The organism is Proteus sp. PR00208, assembly GCF_016238545.1.
Taxonomy (GTDB): domain Bacteria; phylum Pseudomonadota; class Gammaproteobacteria; order Enterobacterales; family Enterobacteriaceae; genus Proteus.
The window spans coordinates 15,059-33,708 of the sequence record NZ_JAEHQE010000024.1; the positions used below are offsets into that span (position 1 = coordinate 15,059).

16 protein-coding genes are annotated in these 18,650 nt (G+C 40.3%); 6 read left to right on the forward strand and 10 right to left on the reverse strand.

Annotation, left to right across the window (positions count from 1 at the left end):
- Positions 1-5: 5 nt before the first annotated feature.
- The 7 genes from JEP36_RS15090 to fixA all read right to left on the reverse strand — a co-directional run bounded on the left by JEP36_RS15090 (position 6) and on the right by fixA (position 8,212).
- Positions 6-1,241 carry a CaiB/BaiF CoA transferase family protein gene (locus tag JEP36_RS15090; protein WP_098941845.1) on the reverse strand — a complete coding sequence of 412 codons (1,236 nt, stop codon included), beginning with the start codon at positions 1,239-1,241 and terminating at the stop codon, positions 6-8.
- Positions 1,242-1,307: 66 nt separating this feature from the next.
- A complete protein-coding gene (locus JEP36_RS15095) occupies positions 1,308-2,945 on the reverse strand; it encodes an AMP-binding protein (RefSeq protein WP_198630413.1) in 1,638 nt (545 codons plus the stop codon).
- Positions 2,946-3,435: 490 nt separating this feature from the next.
- Positions 3,436-4,767: an MFS transporter gene (locus JEP36_RS15100; RefSeq protein WP_198626451.1), complete on the reverse strand. Its 1,332-nt coding sequence runs from the start codon at positions 4,765-4,767 to the stop codon at positions 3,436-3,438.
- An 87-nt stretch (positions 4,768-4,854) separates the two neighbouring features.
- A complete protein-coding gene (gene fixX / locus JEP36_RS15105) occupies positions 4,855-5,142 on the reverse strand; it encodes a ferredoxin-like protein FixX (protein ID WP_023582978.1) in 288 nt (95 codons plus the stop codon).
- Positions 5,139-6,431: an FAD-dependent oxidoreductase FixC gene (fixC, locus tag JEP36_RS15110; protein WP_198620541.1), complete on the reverse strand. Its 1,293-nt coding sequence runs from the start codon at positions 6,429-6,431 to the stop codon at positions 5,139-5,141. Before fixC ends, fixX begins: the two co-directional genes overlap by 4 nt.
- Before the next feature lie 57 nt (positions 6,432-6,488).
- Positions 6,489-7,427: an FAD-binding protein gene (locus JEP36_RS15115; RefSeq protein WP_198630414.1), complete on the reverse strand. Its 939-nt coding sequence runs from the start codon at positions 7,425-7,427 to the stop codon at positions 6,489-6,491.
- A gap of 11 nt (positions 7,428-7,438) precedes the next feature.
- Positions 7,439-8,212 (reverse strand): putative electron transfer flavoprotein FixA, encoded by a 774-nt coding sequence (gene fixA, locus JEP36_RS15120; RefSeq protein ID WP_198626453.1) that lies wholly within the window; start codon positions 8,210-8,212, stop codon positions 7,439-7,441.
- A gap of 600 nt (positions 8,213-8,812) precedes the next feature.
- Between fixA and caiT the strand changes: the two genes are divergently transcribed.
- From caiT to caiE, 6 genes are all read left to right on the forward strand, one after another.
- Positions 8,813-10,327 carry an L-carnitine/gamma-butyrobetaine antiporter gene (gene caiT, locus JEP36_RS15125; protein WP_196532892.1) on the forward strand — a complete coding sequence of 505 codons (1,515 nt, stop codon included), beginning with the start codon at positions 8,813-8,815 and terminating at the stop codon, positions 10,325-10,327.
- 41 nt (positions 10,328-10,368) lie between these two features.
- Complete coding sequence (gene caiA, locus JEP36_RS15130) at positions 10,369-11,511, forward strand: crotonobetainyl-CoA dehydrogenase (RefSeq protein WP_099074590.1); 1,143 nt, start codon at positions 10,369-10,371, stop codon at positions 11,509-11,511.
- Between the two features lie 69 nt (positions 11,512-11,580).
- Positions 11,581-12,801 carry an L-carnitine CoA-transferase gene (caiB, locus tag JEP36_RS15135; protein ID WP_198620544.1) on the forward strand — a complete coding sequence of 407 codons (1,221 nt, stop codon included), beginning with the start codon at positions 11,581-11,583 and terminating at the stop codon, positions 12,799-12,801.
- Between the two features lie 75 nt (positions 12,802-12,876).
- A complete protein-coding gene (gene caiC, locus JEP36_RS15140) occupies positions 12,877-14,433 on the forward strand; it encodes a crotonobetaine/carnitine-CoA ligase (protein WP_198620625.1) in 1,557 nt (518 codons plus the stop codon).
- A gap of 77 nt (positions 14,434-14,510) precedes the next feature.
- The gene (gene caiD / locus JEP36_RS15145) at positions 14,511-15,296 is read left to right on the forward strand and encodes a crotonobetainyl-CoA hydratase (protein WP_198620545.1); all 786 of its coding nucleotides are present in this window, start codon (positions 14,511-14,513) and stop codon (positions 15,294-15,296) included.
- Between the two features lie 39 nt (positions 15,297-15,335).
- Positions 15,336-15,929, forward strand: a complete 594-nt coding sequence (gene caiE / locus JEP36_RS15150) for a carnitine operon protein CaiE (RefSeq protein WP_198630415.1) — start codon at positions 15,336-15,338, stop codon at positions 15,927-15,929.
- 71 nt (positions 15,930-16,000) lie between these two features.
- Here caiE and caiF read toward each other — a convergent pair whose 3' ends face one another.
- From caiF to JEP36_RS15165, 3 genes are all read right to left on the reverse strand, one after another.
- A complete protein-coding gene (gene caiF / locus JEP36_RS15155) occupies positions 16,001-16,393 on the reverse strand; it encodes a carnitine metabolism transcriptional regulator CaiF (RefSeq protein ID WP_100158920.1) in 393 nt (130 codons plus the stop codon).
- A 573-nt stretch (positions 16,394-16,966) separates the two neighbouring features.
- The gene (gene fsa / locus JEP36_RS15160) at positions 16,967-17,629 is read right to left on the reverse strand and encodes a fructose-6-phosphate aldolase (protein WP_109373285.1); all 663 of its coding nucleotides are present in this window, start codon (positions 17,627-17,629) and stop codon (positions 16,967-16,969) included.
- A 289-nt stretch (positions 17,630-17,918) separates the two neighbouring features.
- Positions 17,919-18,530 carry a lytic polysaccharide monooxygenase gene (locus tag JEP36_RS15165; RefSeq protein ID WP_198620547.1) on the reverse strand — a complete coding sequence of 204 codons (612 nt, stop codon included), beginning with the start codon at positions 18,528-18,530 and terminating at the stop codon, positions 17,919-17,921.
- Positions 18,531-18,650 lie beyond the last annotated feature (120 nt).

Sequence of the window (18,650 nt, forward strand, 5' to 3'; positions counted from 1 at the left end):
GTGGATTATTCTTTCCACGTCATCACGTCTTTATTGGCTTCAAGGTTTGCTATCTCTTCAGCGCTATACCCTAATTCAGCTAATACAGACGGTGTGTCTTCACCTAACAAAGGGCCACGGCGATATTCAGGTAAACCACTTTCTAAGAAATCAATCGGTGGACGAACTAAGGCTTTTTCACTGCCATTTTTATATTTCATGTTGTAGAAGGTGTTGATTGCCCAAGCTTGTTTATCTTCCAACACTTCTTCCCAAGTTTGCGCAATGCTGAATGGGATATCGTTTTTGGTGAAAATATCTGCCCACTCTGACGCTGTTTTTTGCTCAACTTGCTGCCAAATCAGGTCATATAATTCTGGGGAGCGATTATTTTTCGCCACTTCTTGTAGACGTGTATAACGGGCGTCTTCTGCTAAATCTGGGCGACCAATACAGGAAATAAAGGTTGGGTAATAAGCATCGTAAACAGGCATACAGACTTGAATAAAACGATCATCTTTCGTTTTATAAGCCAAAATAAATGGGCTGGTGGTATTGCGGCGATCGATAGGATAAGGCTGACCATAATCTGGGTATTGTGCCGCTTGGATCATGATGGCTTGAGTGTAAATAGAAGTATGCAACAAGTTAGTTGAAACATACTCGCCTTGACCGATATTTTGAGCACGAATATAAGCAGCTAACACACCTGAAACCAAACCTAATGCACACTGGTGATCGCCAAGGCCAGGGATCACGTTCATAGGTACTGTGCCTTTTTGGTACAGAGAGCCTAAAATACCGCCACGCGCAAAGAATGCTGTGTAGTCAAATCCTGGTAAGTCTTTATCTGGGCCTTCATCGCCATAACCCGTCACGCTGGCGTAAACTAATTTTGGAAAGCGCTGTTTTAACGTTTCATAATCTAAACCCGCACGCTCTCTTGCTCCAGGACGCCAGTTAGTTAAGAAAATGTCTGCTTTTTCTAACAGTTCAAACAGGATTTTTTTCCCTGCTTCTGTTTTGGTATTTAACACAATCCCACGTTTATTGGCGTTTTCTAAATCAAAACTGGTGTTTTCATGTTGATCTAATGGGCGGCCTTCTGTTGGTGCTGTATAGCGTAAGTTATCACCACTTGGAGATTCGATTTTGATTACGTTCGCACCCATATCAGCTAAAATACGACCCGCTGCCGGTACCGCGATAAAGGTCGCCAACTCAACTACGGTGACGCCTTCCAGTGCTTTATGACTTGTCATTTCTTCTCCTAATTATTTTTAGACTTCATACTGCTGTTGTCAGAATGTGGATAAATCCGTTGTCACTTAACTCGCTACTTTGTTTTTTTCATCCTTGATTGAAACGCTATAACCCAGTTGCAATTTCAGCGCTTGCACATCAATTTTTCCGCAAGGGGTATGAGGAAATTCTGTAAAGAAATGGAGTTCTTTGGGGATTTTGTAGCGAGCCAGTCGCTCTTGTAGAAATTCACGTAATTCACTTTCACCAATGCTGTGGCCTTTTTGCACACAAATGGTGGCAATCACTTCTTCACCTAAATCAGCAGACGGAATGCCAAATGCTTTTGTCGCATCAACACCAGCATATTCAGCAATAGCTTCTTCTATTTCACAAAGGCTGATATTTTCACCACCGCGCACCACAATCTCTTTCATGCGATAGGCATAGTGATAATTTCCTTGTTCATCGATACAGCCGATATCACCCGTGTGTAACCAACCCTCTTCGTCTAACGCTTCTTTAGTTTTATCAGGGGCATTGTCATAGCCCATCATCACATGGAAGCCACGCGTACAAATTTCACCTAAAATACCTACTGGCACAGATTTACCTGTTTTCGGATTGATAATTTTCATTTCAACAAAAGGTAAAGGCTTACCAATAGATCCACGTTTTATTGTTAAAGGATCGTTAGGTAATGTTTGGGTACAACAAGGTGAGGCTTCTGTTTGACCATAAGAGACGGTGATGCCTTTCATGCCGAGGATATTTTCGATGTCATCGATTAATGCGGGAGGAAAACTCGCTCCTGCAATAATGCCTTTATCAAGACTAGATAAATCATAGTGAGAAAATTGCTCATGCTTCATTAAGCGACTAAAAATTGTCGGAACGCCATGCATAATAGTGCAACGATAGTCTTGAACGACTTTTAAAACATCTTCAGCACAGTAGTTATCTAACAGAACTAATTGGCATCCTGTTGTTAATGCAAAAAAGAGGCAGGAAGAGAGTCCAAAGCAGTGGAACAGAGGAACCGCAAGACAAATTACATCGTCATGAGTCACACCTAAGCGCTGTGCTGATAACATGGCGTTATTGATGACATTATATTGGCTTAACATGACACCTTTAGGCATTGCTGTACTGCCAGAGGTCATTTGAATAGTCAGCAAATCTTTTGCACTAACTTGTTCAACAGCATGCTGATAAACAGCGTCGGATACGTGTATTGCTTTTTCTTTTAATTGAGATAAAGAGACACTTTTTTCTGCACGTTCATTTCCCATGCTAATAAATAATTGAGGTAATACATCGTTATTTTCTGATGCTTTTTTAGAAAGACAATTAATAACCTCAATAAAATGATTGCTTTTAAAACCATCAGAAAAACAGAGCGCTTTAATTCCAGTTAATCGACATAAATCTAATAACTCTCTTTTTTTAAAATGAAAGTTAATACAAACGACGGGCACACCAATTTGAGCGGCGGCAAGAAAACAGATTATCCATTCCACACTATTAGCAGACCAAATACCTAAACGATCCCCCTTTTTTAAACCAATAGATAAAAAACCACGGGCAACTTGATCCACTTCTTGTTGTAATTGTTGCCAAGTGAGTGTTTTTTTACTTTGATTCTCAATCAAGGCTATTTGTGAAGAATATTGCTTCACTACACTGTTTAGACATTCTTTAACTGTCGTTTCTAATAAGGTCATAAATACCTACTCAACCGCTTCTTTGCTGGTGTTTACGTCTGTAATGACCTTATTCTGAGTAGGGGAAATTATTCATTCTTGGTAAATAACGAACTGTTTTTCGTCATTTGAATAGTACGAGTGAGATTTGTGATTGGCGTCTAGATTTAGCGAGTTAAATATATTTACTAATTAAAGATTAATTAATTGGAATGAAATAGATTTGAAACTGATGCGTTATAAATGTGTTATTATTAAAAATAAAAAGGAGAGCAATTTTATTTAAATAAAGAAAATAAAATCACTCTCTTTTTAATAAAACTATACTCTACTTATTTTAAGTTATAAATAAATCTTATCAATAAATAAAAGATGTAATTTAAATAATAAACAATTATTAACTTTTATAACATATTAATAAAATATTTCCAGAAAGCTTAATAAATAATATCTTTTAGTTTTATCAGAAAAAATAATGAAATTCATTGGGTTTTAATTTTGGGCAAATCAGCTAAATATGTTTTTTACCTCGTTTCATCGGCATGGTTGAAGTCTGATTAAGCGTTAATCCTTTAGTTTCTGGTGCAAACAAGACTGAAATTATCATACCAAACAGTGAAATTGCGGCTCCCACCAGCATGGTGGTGTTAATGCCATAAGTGGCAATAAAGGCAGGAAGAGCACACGTTGAGATAACTGTACCAATACGGCTTATTGACATAATTATGCCCACTGCTGATGCCCGAATATCTGTCGGAAACAATTCGTTAGGATAGAGCCATTGTAAAATTCCGGGACCACCAGAAAAGAACGCGTAAGTCGCAAAGGCTAAGATAACAAATAAGATAGGTAGATCAGGAAAAACGCCGAGCACTAATAATGCCAACGTCATCATGGCAAAACTACCAATTAATAACGGACGTCGCCCTGTTTGGTTTAACCAAAACATGGCAGGAATACAACCAAACATAAAGAATAGACTAATGACTACATTACCCAGCGCCGCACTCCTTCCCGCATCCCATCCTAATAAACCGACAATTTGGGGCCCAAAGGTATAAATGGCAAACATCGGGATCACTTGGCAAGTCCAAATCACCGCAACAAAGAGCACGAAAGAAAAGTGACGCTTATTAAATAACTCGATAAAACGTGTTGTTTTGGCATCTTCCGCTTCAAAAACCACAGGCTCACCAAAGAGCTTGATCATCATTTCATTGCACTCTTGAATACGCCCTTTACGTATTAACCAAAGGGGTGATTCAGGGAGATCAAAACGACCAATTAAAATAATAACGCAAGGAATAAAGGCACTACCAAGCATCCAACGCCAACCATCCTCAATATCATATAAAAGATAACCGACCAAATTGGCGCAAGTCGCCCCGATATACCACATAGCGGCAATAAATCCGACCGCAAAAGCGCGTTGTTTTTTATTGGAAAATTCGGTGATCATTGACGTTGCGATAGGATAGTCAGCACCAATCACAATCCCAATAAGGAATCGCATCACCAACAAACCCACTGGGGTTGAAACAAACATCGTCGCGATAGAAATAATGGCAATAGCCACAATATCCACAAGGAACATTTTACGGCGACCCACTTTGTCACAAATATAACCAAAGAGTGATGTGCCAATAAAAAGCCCTGCTAATGTCGCTGCACCAAGCAGACCAATCCATCGTGTATCAAGTTGTAATAACGGTGTGAGTTGCTCTAATGCCACACCAATAATCACTAATACATAGCCGTCAAGAAAAGGGCCGCCACTGCCCCATAACATCACTCGACGATGCACAGAGGTAAAACGAATATCATCAAAGTTTCTGGGTTGCATGACTGCGTCCTGGTATTTTTTCTAAATAAAACAAAGAAAGAAAAGCTCCCAGGCCGGAGACAGCACTGGGAGAAAAGTAGCGAGCCGTCATCCGTAACGATATTCCACGCCAAATGTACCGCGTGGGTATTCCCATTTTTCAAGCGCACTGTCTAAACCGAGAATTCGACAAGTTCCACATTCTAAACAACCAGCATAATCAAAACTGATAGTGCCATCTTCTTGTTTTTTATAAAGACCCGCAGGGCAGGCTTTAACTAAGGTTTCTAGCACCTGCATATCGGGTTGCTCTTTGACGACGATATGTGGATTTTCCTCATCGACATTAAATTTATTGATGCCTAATTTGACATCGACATTTACGGGAGAACTCATATTGCTTTTGCTCCTTTGATCCCATCTTTGATTAGGTTCATCCAGCCGACCTTTTTGGTATGACGCATTAGGGTTTTACGCATAGGTACTGGCGCTTCACCCGTAACAGTAAAGAGATCTTTGGCAATACCAACGACCATTTCAGGATAAGCGGTGAACATACGAGGGTTATCAAGTAAATCAGGCATACGCTGATAGGCTTTCATATCGCGTAAAGGACCATCTTCTAAATGCTTGAGATATTCATTTAGCGTTTGTTTGCTAAAATCATTTTTCTCCATTGCCGATAGCACGGTTTTTGCAGCAGCTTCGCCGGAGGCCATCGCTAAATCCATGCCACGAATAGTAAAGCCAAGGTTCATACACATCCCTGCTGCATCACCAGCAATCAATACGCCATCACGTACTAATTCGTGTTGCATTCTTAACCCAGCTTCAGGAACAACGTGCGCACCGTATTCCACCATTTTTCCGCCTTCAATCAGCGGTGCGACAACGGGATGCTGTTTAAAATCTTCTAGCATTTGTGGTACCGACTTTTTAGCGTCTTTAATATGGTGAAGCCCACACACCAGACCTAAAGAAAGCGTGGTTTTATTGGTATATAAAAAACCGCCCCCCATTAATCCATCGGTAGGCGAACCCGCAAATAACCAAGCTGCACCTTCATTATCTTTTAGGTTGAAGCGGTCTTTAATCACACTTTCAGGGAGTTCGATAATCTCTTTTACGCCTACCGCGACATTTTCGGCCGCAACACGTTTGGTCATGCCTAGTTGTTCAGCCAAGATGGAATTCACACCATCAGCAAGGATCACCGCTTTAGCTTCTAACACATCACCATCGGCTTCAACGCCAACAATTTTGCCATCACGCTCAACTAACTTATCAACACGAATGCCTGTGATACATTGCGCACCCGCGTTTTCGGCTTGCTCCATTAGCCATTGGTCAAACTCACCCCGTAATACAGACCAAGAGGCCGTTTTTGGGTTATTCCCTTCAGCATTTTGGTAATCAATCGTCATTGCGCCTGTTTGCGTCATAAATGACAATTTTTCATGAGTGATCACGCGTTCAACAGGCGCTTCTTGCGCAAACTCAGGAATGATGCGCTCAAGGGTATGTGCATACATACGCCCACCGGTTACATTTTTCCCGCCAGCGTAGTTACCTCTTTCTATTAGCAATACTTGTGCGCCTTCTCTTGCTAAAACAAGAGCCGCCACAGATCCTGCTAATCCTGCGCCAACAATAATGGCATCGAAAATATCTTCGGAATCGGACATAACATCTCCAGAATTTGCGATAAACAGCAGAGAAGTTCCCCTCCCTGCTTAAATAAATCAGTTAGATAATTGACGAGTTAATGCAGGTAGAACCTTCATTAAGTCACCGACAATACCGTAGTCAGCGAATTGGAAGATAGGTGCATTTTTGTCTTTATTAATAGCAACAATGATTTGAGCGCCATTAGCGCCGACCATATGTTGAATTTGCCCTGAAATACCCGCAGCTAAATAGAGTTCAGGTTTCAGCATCAGATTGGAAATACCGACATAACGCTCGTGTTCCATCCACTTCTCATTTTCAGCAACAGGACGAGAACAGGCGATTTCAGCACCAATGGCTTTAGCGAGTTCTTCTGCAATAGCGATATTTTCTTTGCTGCCGATACCGCGACCCACGCTGACAACAAAACGTGCTTTGTCTAAATCAACGGCATTGATTGCGCGTGGTTGAACTGAATTGCGAACGATGGTTTGAGCTGGGGCAATCCATGCGACTTTTTGTGCATCACCTGTAGCGTCAGTTTCGGGTGCAACATCAAAAGCACCCACGCTTGCAGTTACAACACAGTAAGGGGTTTTCAGGGTTTCATCACCAAAGGCAAGACCACCGTAAACCATATGTTTTGTCACAAGAGAATCACCGTCTGCTTTTAAAGATTGTGCATCATTAGACACAACCGCCTCTAAGCGATGACCTAAGCGAGCGGCTAATAATTTGCCACGGCGCGTGTTAGGCAGTAGCACTAAACCTGCATCGCCTTTCTGTTTGATGGTTTCAACCATGCTTTGTGCATAGTCTTCAATAATGCGATCGTCAGGTTTGCCTTCTAATTGGAAAACGGCTGTTGCACCTAATTTAAAGGCAGCAACGCTTTGCTCATCATTCAATGTAAATACATTGATAGATTGTCCTAATGAAGAAGCGCCACCCATTAATTCTGGTAAACGGGAAAGTGCATCACTAAATACCCAAACAGTTGAAAACTGGCTCATAACTCCCCCTATTACTTAAGAATTTTACGTAAATGTTCTGCCAACTCAGCAATCTGCTCATCGCCATCACCTTCAATAATGATGCGTTGACGAACTTTCTGTTTCGGCGCAGCCACTTTTTGTTCTGAACGTGCAGTAATCGCACCCAGACCAAGATCGGCAACACTCCATTGCTGAACAGGTTTCTTGGCGGCGCCAAGAATGGCTTTCATCGAAGGAATTTGAGGAGTGTTAATATCGGTAGATACCGCAATAACAGCAGGTAATGGAATTGTCAGTGTTTCGATTTCATTTTCTAATTCACGCTCGACCGTAATTGAATCATTAGAAAGAGAAACAATTTTGTTAATACCATTTATTGCTGGGATATTTAGGATTTCACCCACCAGCAAGCTAACTTGTTGTGAACTTAGATCCGCAGATCCATCACCACAAAGAATTAAGTCATAACCTTTTTTAGCCGCAGCCGCAGCCAGTGCAACCGCCGTTTGATAAGGCAGAGAGGCTTCAAATTGGTCATCAACTACAACCACTAAATCGTCAGCACCACGAGAAAGAACGTCTTTGCGTGCTTTCGCATTTGTCAGTGATTTACCACCAACACTCATTGCCGTGATTTGAATGCCCTCAAGTTGAGTTTTAAGCTGATTAGCGGCTTCAATCGCATTTAAATCATATTGGCTGATTTTGGTGTTAGCACGAGAAAAATCCAGCGAACTGTCTGCGCTATTTACCGTAATATCCTGCTCATCGGGAACACTCTTGTAACATGTAATAATATTCATTACATCTCCTGAAATTAATAAATAATGTCATTTACTCTGGCAATGTAATATAGAATTAACACAATTAAGTGTTTAAAAAATTAAACCTAGGTCACCAATATTGAACATTATTAAATAATGAATCGATAGGTTTCAATATTGCCAAATACATCACCAATATTGAAATTAGTTTTAATTGAAGTGAATAACTTTCAATATTGCTACTTTGATCAACAATATTGAAGGTAATAAGCATAACGTTATTTAACGTTCAATATTGCCACCGAGATCAACAATATTGAAAGACAGAATATAACAACCCTATTACATACAAGCTGATAGCGATAACTATCAATAAGTTACAATGAAAATAAAACGTTATAAAACGTAACATAAAATCGACAAAAAGAATAGTGTGAAGTGAATAACAGAATAGATTTCTTATAATATCCATCATTCTTTATCATTAATGGATTTATGGATTAGCCAATCACTTTATTTTTCTATTATGATGAAAACTCAATAGACGAAATAGATAGAATTAAACTCAAATGCTTTATTAGATATTAGGAATTAACACTACTTAAACTTCTGCGCTAAATATATTTGGAAAATTTACCTATGAGCAAAGATAATAAAAAGGCTGGAATAGAACCGAAGGTTTTTTTTCCACCATTAATCATTGTTGGTATTTTATGTTGGTTAACGGTACGTGATCTTGATGCTTCAAATGAAGTGATTAACGCCGTATTCAGCTATGTTACCAATGTCTGGGGTTGGGCCTTCGAATGGTATATGGTCATTATGTTCGGGGGTTGGTTTTGGTTAGTCTTTGGACGTTATGCCAATAAACGTCTTGGGGACGATAAGCCAGAATTTAGTACCGCAAGCTGGATCTTTATGATGTTTGCGTCTTGTACATCCGCAGCCGTCCTCTTCTGGGGTTCGATTGAAATATACTACTACATTTCAAGCCCTCCTTTTGGAATGGAAGCTTACTCAACTCAAGCAAAAGAAATTGGTCTAGCTTATAGTTTGTTCCACTGGGGTCCTTTACCTTGGGCAACTTATAGTTTCCTTTCTGTTGCCTTCGCTTACTTCTTCTTTGTTCGCAAAATGGAAGTTATCCGCCCAAGTAGTACCTTAACTCCATTAATCGGTGAAAAACACGTTAATGGTATTGTGGGTACTATCATTGATAACTTCTATCTCGTTGCGTTAATTCTGGCAATGGGTACTAGCCTTGGTTTAGCAACACCGTTAGTTACTGAATGTATTCAATACTTATTTGGTATTCCTCATACCTTGCAATTAGACGCCATTATTATCTCTTGCTGGATCTTATTAAATGCAATTTGCGTGGCATTCGGTCTGCAAAAAGGGGTGAAAATCGCTAGTGATATTCGTACTTACCTGAGCTTCTTAATGTTGGGTTGGGTGTTTATCGTCGGTGGTGCGAGCTTTATCGTCAATTACTTCACCGATTCTGTCGGTACATTGATGATGTATATGCCTCGGATGCTGTTCTATACAGACCCTATCGGCAAAGGCGGATTCCCTCAAGGCTGGACCGTTTTCTATTGGGCTTGGTGGGTTATCTACGCCATTCAAATGAGTATCTTCTTAGCCCGTATTTCTAAAGGTCGTACTGTTCGTGAATTGTGTTTAGGGATGGTTTCCGGTTTAACCGCAGGGACTTGGTTAATTTGGACAATCCTTGGTGGTAACACCTTACAACTGATTGACCAAAACATTCTCAACATTCCACAACTGATTGAACAATACGGTGTTCCACGCGCCATTATCGAAACATGGGCAGCATTACCACTAAGCACAGCGACAATGTGGGGCTTCTTTATCCTCTGCTTTATTGCCACTGTCACCTTAATTAACGCCTGTTCTTACACACTGGCAATGTCCACTTGCCGCTCAATGAAAGAAGGCTCTGAGCCACCTTTATTAGTACGCATCGGCTGGTCTGTGCTGGTTGGTGTTATCGGCATCATTCTATTAGCACTTGGTGGTTTAAAACCAATTCAAACCGCCATTATTGCTGGAGGATGCCCACTATTTTTCGTCAATATCATGGTCACCTTGTCCTTTATTAAAGATGCCAAAGTACATTGGAAAGACTGATCCGCTATACGCAAAGAATGACACATTAAGAGGTTATTAACATGGATTTTAGATTGAATGATGAGCAGGAACTGTTTGTTGACGGTGTCCGCGAATTAATGGCCAGTGAAAACTGGGAAGCTTATTTCGCCGAGTGTGATCGCGAAAGTAAATACCCAGAGCGTTTTGTCAAAGCCTTAGCGGATATGGAAATCGACAATCTGCTTATCCCTGAAGAGCACGGTGGATTAAATGCGGGTTTTGTCACTGTTGCGGCTATTTGGATGGAGTTAGGTCGTTTAGGTGCGCCAACTTACGTGCTTTATCAATTACCAGGTGGTTTTAACACTGTATTGCGTGAAGGCACACAAGAGCAAATCGATAAAATTATGGCGTTCCGCGGTACAGGTAAACAGATGTGGAACTCTGCAATTACAGAGCCGGGCGCAGGTTCAGATGTCGGTAGCTTACAAACGACTTATACCCGTAAAGATGGCAAAGTTTACCTTAATGGTAGCAAATGCTTTATCACCAGTAGTGCATACACCCCTTATGTTGTCGTGATGAGCCGTGACGCAGCATCACCTGATAAACCTATCTTCACCGAATGGTTTGTGGATATGAGTAAGCCGGGTATCAAAGTAAACAAGTTGGAAAAACTGGGTTTACGTATGGATAGCTGCTGTGAAATCACGTTTGATAACGTTGAGCTTGAAGAAAAAGATATGTTTGGCCGCGAAGGTAACGGCTTTAACCGTGTTAAAGAAGAGTTCGATCACGAGCGTTTCTTAGTGGCACTCACTAACTACGGTACAGCAATGTGTGCATTTGAAGATGCCGCTCGTTATGCCAACCAACGTGTGCAATTTGGTGAAGCTATCGGTCGTTTCCAACTTATTCAAGAAAAATTCGCTCATATGGCGATCAAACTCAATTCAATGCGCAACATGTTATATGAAACTGCATGGAAGAGTGACAACAACTTAATCACTTCTGGTGATGCTGCAATGTGTAAATACTTCTGCGCAAATGCGGCATTTGAAGTGGTTGATAGCGCAATGCAAGTGCTTGGTGGTGTTGGTATTGCTGGCGAGCACCGTATTTCTCGTTTCTGGCGTGACCTTCGTGTTGATCGTGTGTCTGGGGGTTCTGATGAAATGCAGATCCTGACATTAGGACGTTCAGTACTTAAACAGTATCGCTAATTAATCACGAATAACTCTCTCATCACTCGGTGAGAGAGTTTTCACTCAGACCACTTACGAGGTGACGCTATGACAGAACATTTACCAATGCCACAATTCGGCCCACTTTCAGGGGTTCGTGTTGTGTTTTCAGGAATTGAAATTGCAGGGCCATTCGCAGGACAAATGTTCGCAGAATGGGGAGCTGAAGTGATTTGGATTGAAAACGTTGCATGGGCTGATACCATTCGCGTTCAACCTCACTACCCTCAACTTTCTCGCCGTAATTTACATGCACTATCGTTAAATATCTTTAAAGACGAAGGTCGTGATGCATTCCTAAAATTAATGGAAACCACCGACATCTTTATTGAAGCCAGTAAAGGCCCTGCCTTTGCACGTCGTGGTATTACCGATGAAGTTTTATGGGAGCATAATCCTAAATTAGTTATCGCGCATTTATCGGGCTTTGGCCAATATGGCGATCCGCAATACACCAACTTACCCGCTTATAACACTATTGCTCAGGCATTCAGTGGCTACTTGATCCAAAACGGTGACAAAGATCAGCCAATGCCTGCTTTCCCTTATACCGCAGATTATTTCTCAGGAATGACCGCAACCACTTCCGCTTTAGCTGCACTGTATAAAGTTCAACAAACAGGCAAAGGCGAAAGTATTGATATCGCCATGTATGAAGTCATGTTGCGTATGGGGCAATACTTCATGATGGATTATTTCAATGGTGGCGAAATCTGTCCTCGTATGACCAAAGGGAAAGATCCGTACTACGCAGGCTGTGGGCTTTACCGTTGCCAAGATGGTTTTATCGTGATGGAAGTGGTGGGTATTACTCAAATTGAAGAGATCTTCAAAGATATCGGCCTTGCTCATCTACTGGGTACACCAGAAGTTCCAGAAGGCACTCAACTTATTCACCGTATTAATTGCCCTCATGGTCAATTATTCGAAGATAAGTTAGATGAATGGTTGGCAAAACAACCGATTACTGACGTGCTGCAACGCCTGTCTGAACTCAATATTGCCAGCGCTAAAGTGCTGACTATTCCTGAGCTTGAAGACAACCCGCAATATGTCGCACGTGAGTCTATTACCCAATGGCAAACCATGAATGGCGAAACCTGCAAAGGGCCAAATGTGATGCCGAAATTCAAAAATAATCCGGGAAAAATCTGGCGTGGTATGCCATCTCACGGCATGGACACTGACGCTATCTTGAAAAACATCGGTTATAGCGACGAACAAATCAGGGGGCTGGTCGATAAAGGGCTGGCTAAAATCGTAAAGTAACACCGTAAAATTCAGACACAGCACTCCTTTCAAATCGTGTCTGAATTCACGGCAAAAGTATGGGATAACAGTTTAATGGATGTGATTGGCAAACAAAACTTACGTCAAATGTGGGATGATTTGGCAGAGGTTTATGGCACAAAAACAGCGCTAATTTTTGAATCCGCACAAGGACTCGTGAGACAATTTAGCTACAGTGAATTAAATGAAGAGATCAATAGAACCGCAAATCTTTTCCATGCTGGTGGCATAAAAAAAGGCGACCATGTTGCCTTACATCTTGATAACTGCCCTGAATTTTTCTTTTGCTGGTTTGGGCTGGCAAAAATTGGTGCTGTAATGGTGCCCATTAATGCGCGCTTTATGTATGAAGAGAGCGCATGGATAATCAATCACTGCCAAGCCCATTACGTGGTCACTCGTGATCATTTCTATCCGATTTACCAACCTATGTTGCAGGATGAACAAAACCCTTTAACGCAGCTGTTTTTAATTTCTGAAAATGCGATATCTACTGAAAAAGGGGTTGTAGATTTTTTAAAAGAAAAAGCCAAACATCCTGTTACGCTTAATCATCACACCCCATTAAGTGTGGATGATACTGCTGAAATTCTTTTCACATCGGGCACCACATCGCAACCTAAAGGTGTGGTTATCACGCACTATAACTTACGCTTTGCGGGTTATTACTCATCATGGCAAAACGCATTACGGGAAGACGATATTTATCTTACCGTGATGCCAGCATTTCATATTGATTGCCAATGCACGGCATCACTCCCTGCTTTTTCTGTGGGTGCCACCTTTGTTTTACTCGAAAAATACAGTGCAAGAGCCTTTTGGAAGCAGATCCTTAAGTATCAAGCAACAGTAACAGAGTGCATTCCAATGATGATGAGAACCTTAATGGCACAGCCCGTTTCATCAGAAGAAAAGCAACACAAATTACGCGAAGTGATGTTCTATCTCAATCTCGCAGATGAAGAGAAAGACGCCTTTATTGAACGCTTTAACGTGCGATTACTCACCTCTTACGGCATGACAGAAACTATTGTTGGTTTAATCGGTGATAGACCTGGCGATAAACGCCGCTGGCCGTCAATCGGTAGACCTGGTTTTTGCTATCAAGCTCAAATCAGAGACAAACAAAACAACGAAGTGCCTGATGGCGTTGTGGGTGAGATCTGCGTAAAAGGCGAACCTGGGAAAACCTTATTCAAAGAGTATTACAACCGACCTGATGCTACAGCTAAAGCATTAGAGCCTGAAGGTTGGTTACATACTGGTGATTATGGTTACCGAGACGATGAAGGTTTTTTCTATTTCGTTGATCGCAGTTGCAACATGATCAAACGTGGAGGCGAAAACGTCTCTTGTGTTGAGATTGAAAACATCATTAGTTCACATCCCAAAATTCAAGATGTGGCGGTTATTGGTGTACCTGATGATATTCGTGATGAAGCCATTAAAGCTTTTGTGGTGCTCGTTGAAGGTGAAACCTTGAGTGAAGAAGAATTCTTCCATTTCTGTGAGCAAAATATGGCGAAATTTAAAGTTCCCTCCGCGGTTGAGTTTAAAGAGGGTTTGCCGCGTAATTGCTCAGGAAAGGTGATCAAAAAGCATTTGAAATAAGCCATAGGTCGGTTTTAACAATCACCCAATAACCTCAATCATAAATGCTTATTTTTGATGACGAAAAGGAATACAACATGAGCCAATCATTACACCTAACAACGCGTGGTTCAGTACTTGAAATTGTATTAGATAGACCAAAAGCAAACGCTATTGATGCAAAAACCAGCCATGAAATGGGTGAAGTTTTTCTGCGTTTTCGAGATGATCCAAGCTTACGTGTTGCCATTATTACGGGCGCGGGCGAACGCTTTTTCTCCGCAGGTTGGGATTTAAAAGCTGCCGCAGAAGGTGAAGCGCCTGATGCAGACTTTGGTGCGGGTGGTTTTGCGGGTTTAACCGAGCTTTTTGATCTCAATAAACCCGTCATTGCGGCCGTTAACGGCTATGCTTTTGGTGGTGGCTTTGAATTAGCGCTCGCCGCTGACATGATGGTTTGTTCAGACAATGCTTCTTTTGCCTTACCAGAAGCTCAATTGGGCATTGTCCCTGATAGTGGTGGAGTCCTGCGTTTACCAAAACGTTTACCGCCTGCTATCGTCAACGAAATGCTAATGACAGGTCGTCGTATGAATGCAGATGAAGCACTTCGTTGGGGTATTGCAAACCGTGTTGTCAGTTCTGCTGAATTAATGGATAGCGCACGCGAACTCGCCGATCAAATCGCTAATAGCGCCCCATTGGCTGTAGCGGCTTTAAAAGAGATTTATCGTGCCACCAGCGAGCTTTCTATTGAAGAGGGCTACAAATTAATGCGCAGTGGCGTATTAAAACATTACCCAAGTGTTTTACATTCAGAAGATGCCACAGAAGGGCCTCTTGCCTTTGCTGAAAAACGCACACCTGAATGGAAAGGACGGTAATTATTGTTAATCTCGATAATACAACAATGAGGAAAACTGATGAGTATCTACGCGTTTGAAGGTCTTGTTCCTGTGGTTCATCCAACAGCTTATGTTCATCCATCTGCTGTATTAATTGGTGATGTGATTATTGGTGCTGGCGTTTATATCGGCCCTCTAGCTTCACTAAGGGGAGACTATGGACGCTTGATTGTTGAAGCAGGCGCAAACCTTCAAGACGGTTGTATCATGCACGGTTATACCGATATGGACACCATTGTGAGAGAAAATGGACACATTGGGCATGGTGCAATCCTTCACAGTTGTATTATCGGGCGTGACAGTTTAGTCGGTATGAATAGCGTGATTATGGATGGTGCCGTCATTGGTGAAGAAAGTATTGTTGCCGCCATGAGCTTTGTAAAAGCGGGTTTTAAAGGACAACCGCGACAAATGTTAATAGGAAGCCCTGCAAAACATGTGCGTGATATTACTGATCAAGATATGGAGTGGAAACGGATGAACACCCGTGAATACCAAGATTTAGCGGTACGTTGTCGCCAAAGCTTGGTAGAAACAACACCTTTAACGGCGCCTGAACCTAATCGCCCACGTTTACGTGGCACAACAGACGTTAAACCGAAAGGTCAGTAATAAATGACGACAGGCGTCATTAACGCCTGTCGAATTTATTCGATTTTTTGAGTAAAACTTAATTTCTCAGATTAGCGACGTTGCGATTTCGACAACATCCATTGCCATTTTTGCTCATGATTTAATCCATGAGGGATCATCGTTGCCAATTTTTCAGGTGAACTTTGACTGCTTTTGCCTTGAATATGTCCTTTTATGCGAGAATAAAGCTGAGGATCGATATGACTCACTTTGATCATACGTTGGCATTGGCAACCTCTGCCTTCAAGCTGATTAGGCACGCTTTTTGTTTCACATTCAATTTCTTTTACATCAGAAAGAATGTAAGAAACGATATTAATCGCATTGCATTGAGGAATATCGAATTTTTTCGCAATCTCTTTTGCACTTACCCAGCGCTCTTGCTCTTGAACCCAATCAGCAATTGACAGATAGAGTGGTTTATTCATGTATTCTTCACACATATTTACTCCAGTATCACAAATAAAGTTTTATTTATCGCTAAATAAAGATAATAACTGAATATGTTAATTATCATTGCACCGCGGAGTATCGGTTTTCCCTGTTAATATAGGTAAGTTAACTACCCCATCAATATAATATTAGTTTATTTTTTAACAACCAAACTCTTTAATTAACACACCTGTCACAATTTATTATTTTGTTATTAAAGCAAAAGTAATAACAATTAAACCGAGTAAAAACAAAAAATTAATTAAATATTAAAATATAAAAAACACCTCAAGCAACCAACAATAACCTATTGATATAAAAGATATTTTTAACAACAAAACAAAAAATAAATAGATTATATTAATAATCCATTTATAGACTAACATTATAGTAATAGATCTAAATTTAGATTGCCAGAAAGGTGGCTTATTATTAGATGTAAATCAATAATCGTTTATTTTAAGCTATATTAACCTAGTTATTAATACATTAGTAAAAGTGAAGATAAATATCTACATACGCAAAAATCGATAAATTAAGTGCCATATAGCGATATAGCACTTAATCTCATATTATTAATTTGATTATAAAGAACGACGATCAAATGCAGTTTGCCAATCGTCAGCAAATCTATTCACAGCATCGTCAACCACAGGTGAACGGATAATTGAGTAAGCAAGCTCAATCGGTAATGTCACCGAAGAAGCCCCTGCTAATAAACAATCGACCACTTGACGTGGTGTTTTAAAACTCGCGGCTAGGATTTTTGTGGGTAAATTATGCATGGTAATCAGCGTTTGTAATTCTTTTACCACTCTGACCCCATCAGAACCTTGTCTATCCATTCTATGTACATAAGGCGCAATATAGTCAGCGCCTGCTAATGCCGCCATTAAACCTTGAGAAACACTGTAAATCGCCGTACCTAATACCAGCATATTTTTTTGCTTTAATTGTTTAATGGCAACTAAACCCGCTTCAGTAACCGGTATTTTAATCACGGTATTATCGGCAATATTCCCAAGATGCAATGCTTCTTCAATCATGGTGTCCACATCACTGGCAATAACCTGCGCAAATAGACGACCTTTACCGCCCATAGCGGCTTTTAATTCAGGTAATAGGGTTTCAATATTTTGTGCGGATTTAGCAATAATGGAAGGATTGGTGGTCACACCCGCAATAGGAAGAACTTGAGAGAGTTTTCTGACTTCGTCGATATCCGCTGTATCTAAATAGATTTCCATAATCGCACCTTAATGATGTTGGTTTTAAGCTAAATAATTATAGATATAGCATAGAAAATAACATTGTGAGAGGTGGATTTCTAGTCGATTTAATGAAAATAGCGCCTATGTTAAGGCGCTATTAATTGAATAACGATAATAAATAGTTATTTTTTTATTTAATAAAAAATATGAGCTCTAATCTAAATTTAAAATTTAGATTGAGAATTTATTTATATTTGAAAATAAATAGTATTAAAAATAATACTATTATTGATATTAAATAATTATTTACATTAAGTTAAATTGATTACTCTTTAAATTCAGCATCAATCACTTGATAAAATGCATTCCCTGTATCTGCAATATCCCAAACTCCTAAAATAACTTGATACCCCGTTCTTTTTGGTATATTGCAGTTTAATTCTACTGTTTTCATTGGTACTGTTCCATTATCAAATCGCTGACAAAAAGGGGTTAAATCAAAATCATCTCGAGTAAGCGGTTTATTGACATCCCACTCCGGTTTAGTAATAAAAAACCGCCATGAAGCGGTACTATGTGGGGCTGTTAATGTCCATTTAAAGGTATATTCTCCGCTTTTTATATCAACTTTATGCCAACGGTCGGCACTTTGTTGATTTAATTGAGAAAATTTAGCTTTTCCTCCACTCGCAATTTCGCCATCTTTAGGCCCCGTCTCAGGAAATCCCTTAGGGCCTTCAACAGATTGTGGCTCATATTGTATATCGCCACAGTTTTTATTTACGTTGTTGCCTTTGGATGAACAAAGAAAAGCTCTGCTAGGTGGCTTATCTATATAACCATGTTTTAGCGTCACATCGGCTAATGCCGTTGAGATAAAACCCGCTGATGATAATAATAATGTTGCAGTAAATACCATAAGCTTATTTTTCTTCATAATAAAGCCTCAATAATTATTAATAAATGTTTTTAAATATAATGATTGCATCAATCACATTAGATATTAGTCGAAAATAGATAATTGAATATCCATTTATTAAGAACTGTGAGCAATATC

What these genes read in the sequence shown, in the direction of transcription:
- JEP36_RS15090 (WP_098941845.1), bottom strand. Translation starts at nt 1,241, where the DNA reads ATGACAAGTCATAAAGCACTGGAAGGCGTCACCGTAGTTGAGTTGGCG.
- JEP36_RS15095 (WP_198630413.1), bottom strand. Translation starts at nt 2,945, where the DNA reads ATGACCTTATTAGAAACGACAGTTAAAGAATGTCTAAACAGTGTAGTG.
- JEP36_RS15100 (WP_198626451.1), bottom strand. Translation starts at nt 4,767, where the DNA reads ATGCAACCCAGAAACTTTGATGATATTCGTTTTACCTCTGTGCATCGT.
- fixX (WP_023582978.1), bottom strand. Translation starts at nt 5,142, where the DNA reads ATGAGTTCTCCCGTAAATGTCGATGTCAAATTAGGCATCAATAAATTT.
- fixC (WP_198620541.1), bottom strand. Translation starts at nt 6,431, where the DNA reads ATGTCCGATTCCGAAGATATTTTCGATGCCATTATTGTTGGCGCAGGA.
- JEP36_RS15115 (WP_198630414.1), bottom strand. Translation starts at nt 7,427, where the DNA reads ATGAGCCAGTTTTCAACTGTTTGGGTATTTAGTGATGCACTTTCCCGT.
- fixA (WP_198626453.1), bottom strand. Translation starts at nt 8,212, where the DNA reads ATGAATATTATTACATGTTACAAGAGTGTTCCCGATGAGCAGGATATT.
- caiT (WP_196532892.1), top strand. Translation starts at nt 8,813, where the DNA reads ATGAGCAAAGATAATAAAAAGGCTGGAATAGAACCGAAGGTTTTTTTT.
- caiA (WP_099074590.1), top strand. Translation starts at nt 10,369, where the DNA reads ATGGATTTTAGATTGAATGATGAGCAGGAACTGTTTGTTGACGGTGTC.
- caiB (WP_198620544.1), top strand. Translation starts at nt 11,581, where the DNA reads ATGACAGAACATTTACCAATGCCACAATTCGGCCCACTTTCAGGGGTT.
- caiC (WP_198620625.1), top strand. Translation starts at nt 12,877, where the DNA reads ATGGATGTGATTGGCAAACAAAACTTACGTCAAATGTGGGATGATTTG.
- caiD (WP_198620545.1), top strand. Translation starts at nt 14,511, where the DNA reads ATGAGCCAATCATTACACCTAACAACGCGTGGTTCAGTACTTGAAATT.
- caiE (WP_198630415.1), top strand. Translation starts at nt 15,336, where the DNA reads ATGAGTATCTACGCGTTTGAAGGTCTTGTTCCTGTGGTTCATCCAACA.
- caiF (WP_100158920.1), bottom strand. Translation starts at nt 16,393, where the DNA reads ATGTGTGAAGAATACATGAATAAACCACTCTATCTGTCAATTGCTGAT.
- fsa (WP_109373285.1), bottom strand. Translation starts at nt 17,629, where the DNA reads ATGGAAATCTATTTAGATACAGCGGATATCGACGAAGTCAGAAAACTC.
- JEP36_RS15165 (WP_198620547.1), bottom strand. Translation starts at nt 18,530, where the DNA reads ATGAAGAAAAATAAGCTTATGGTATTTACTGCAACATTATTATTATCA.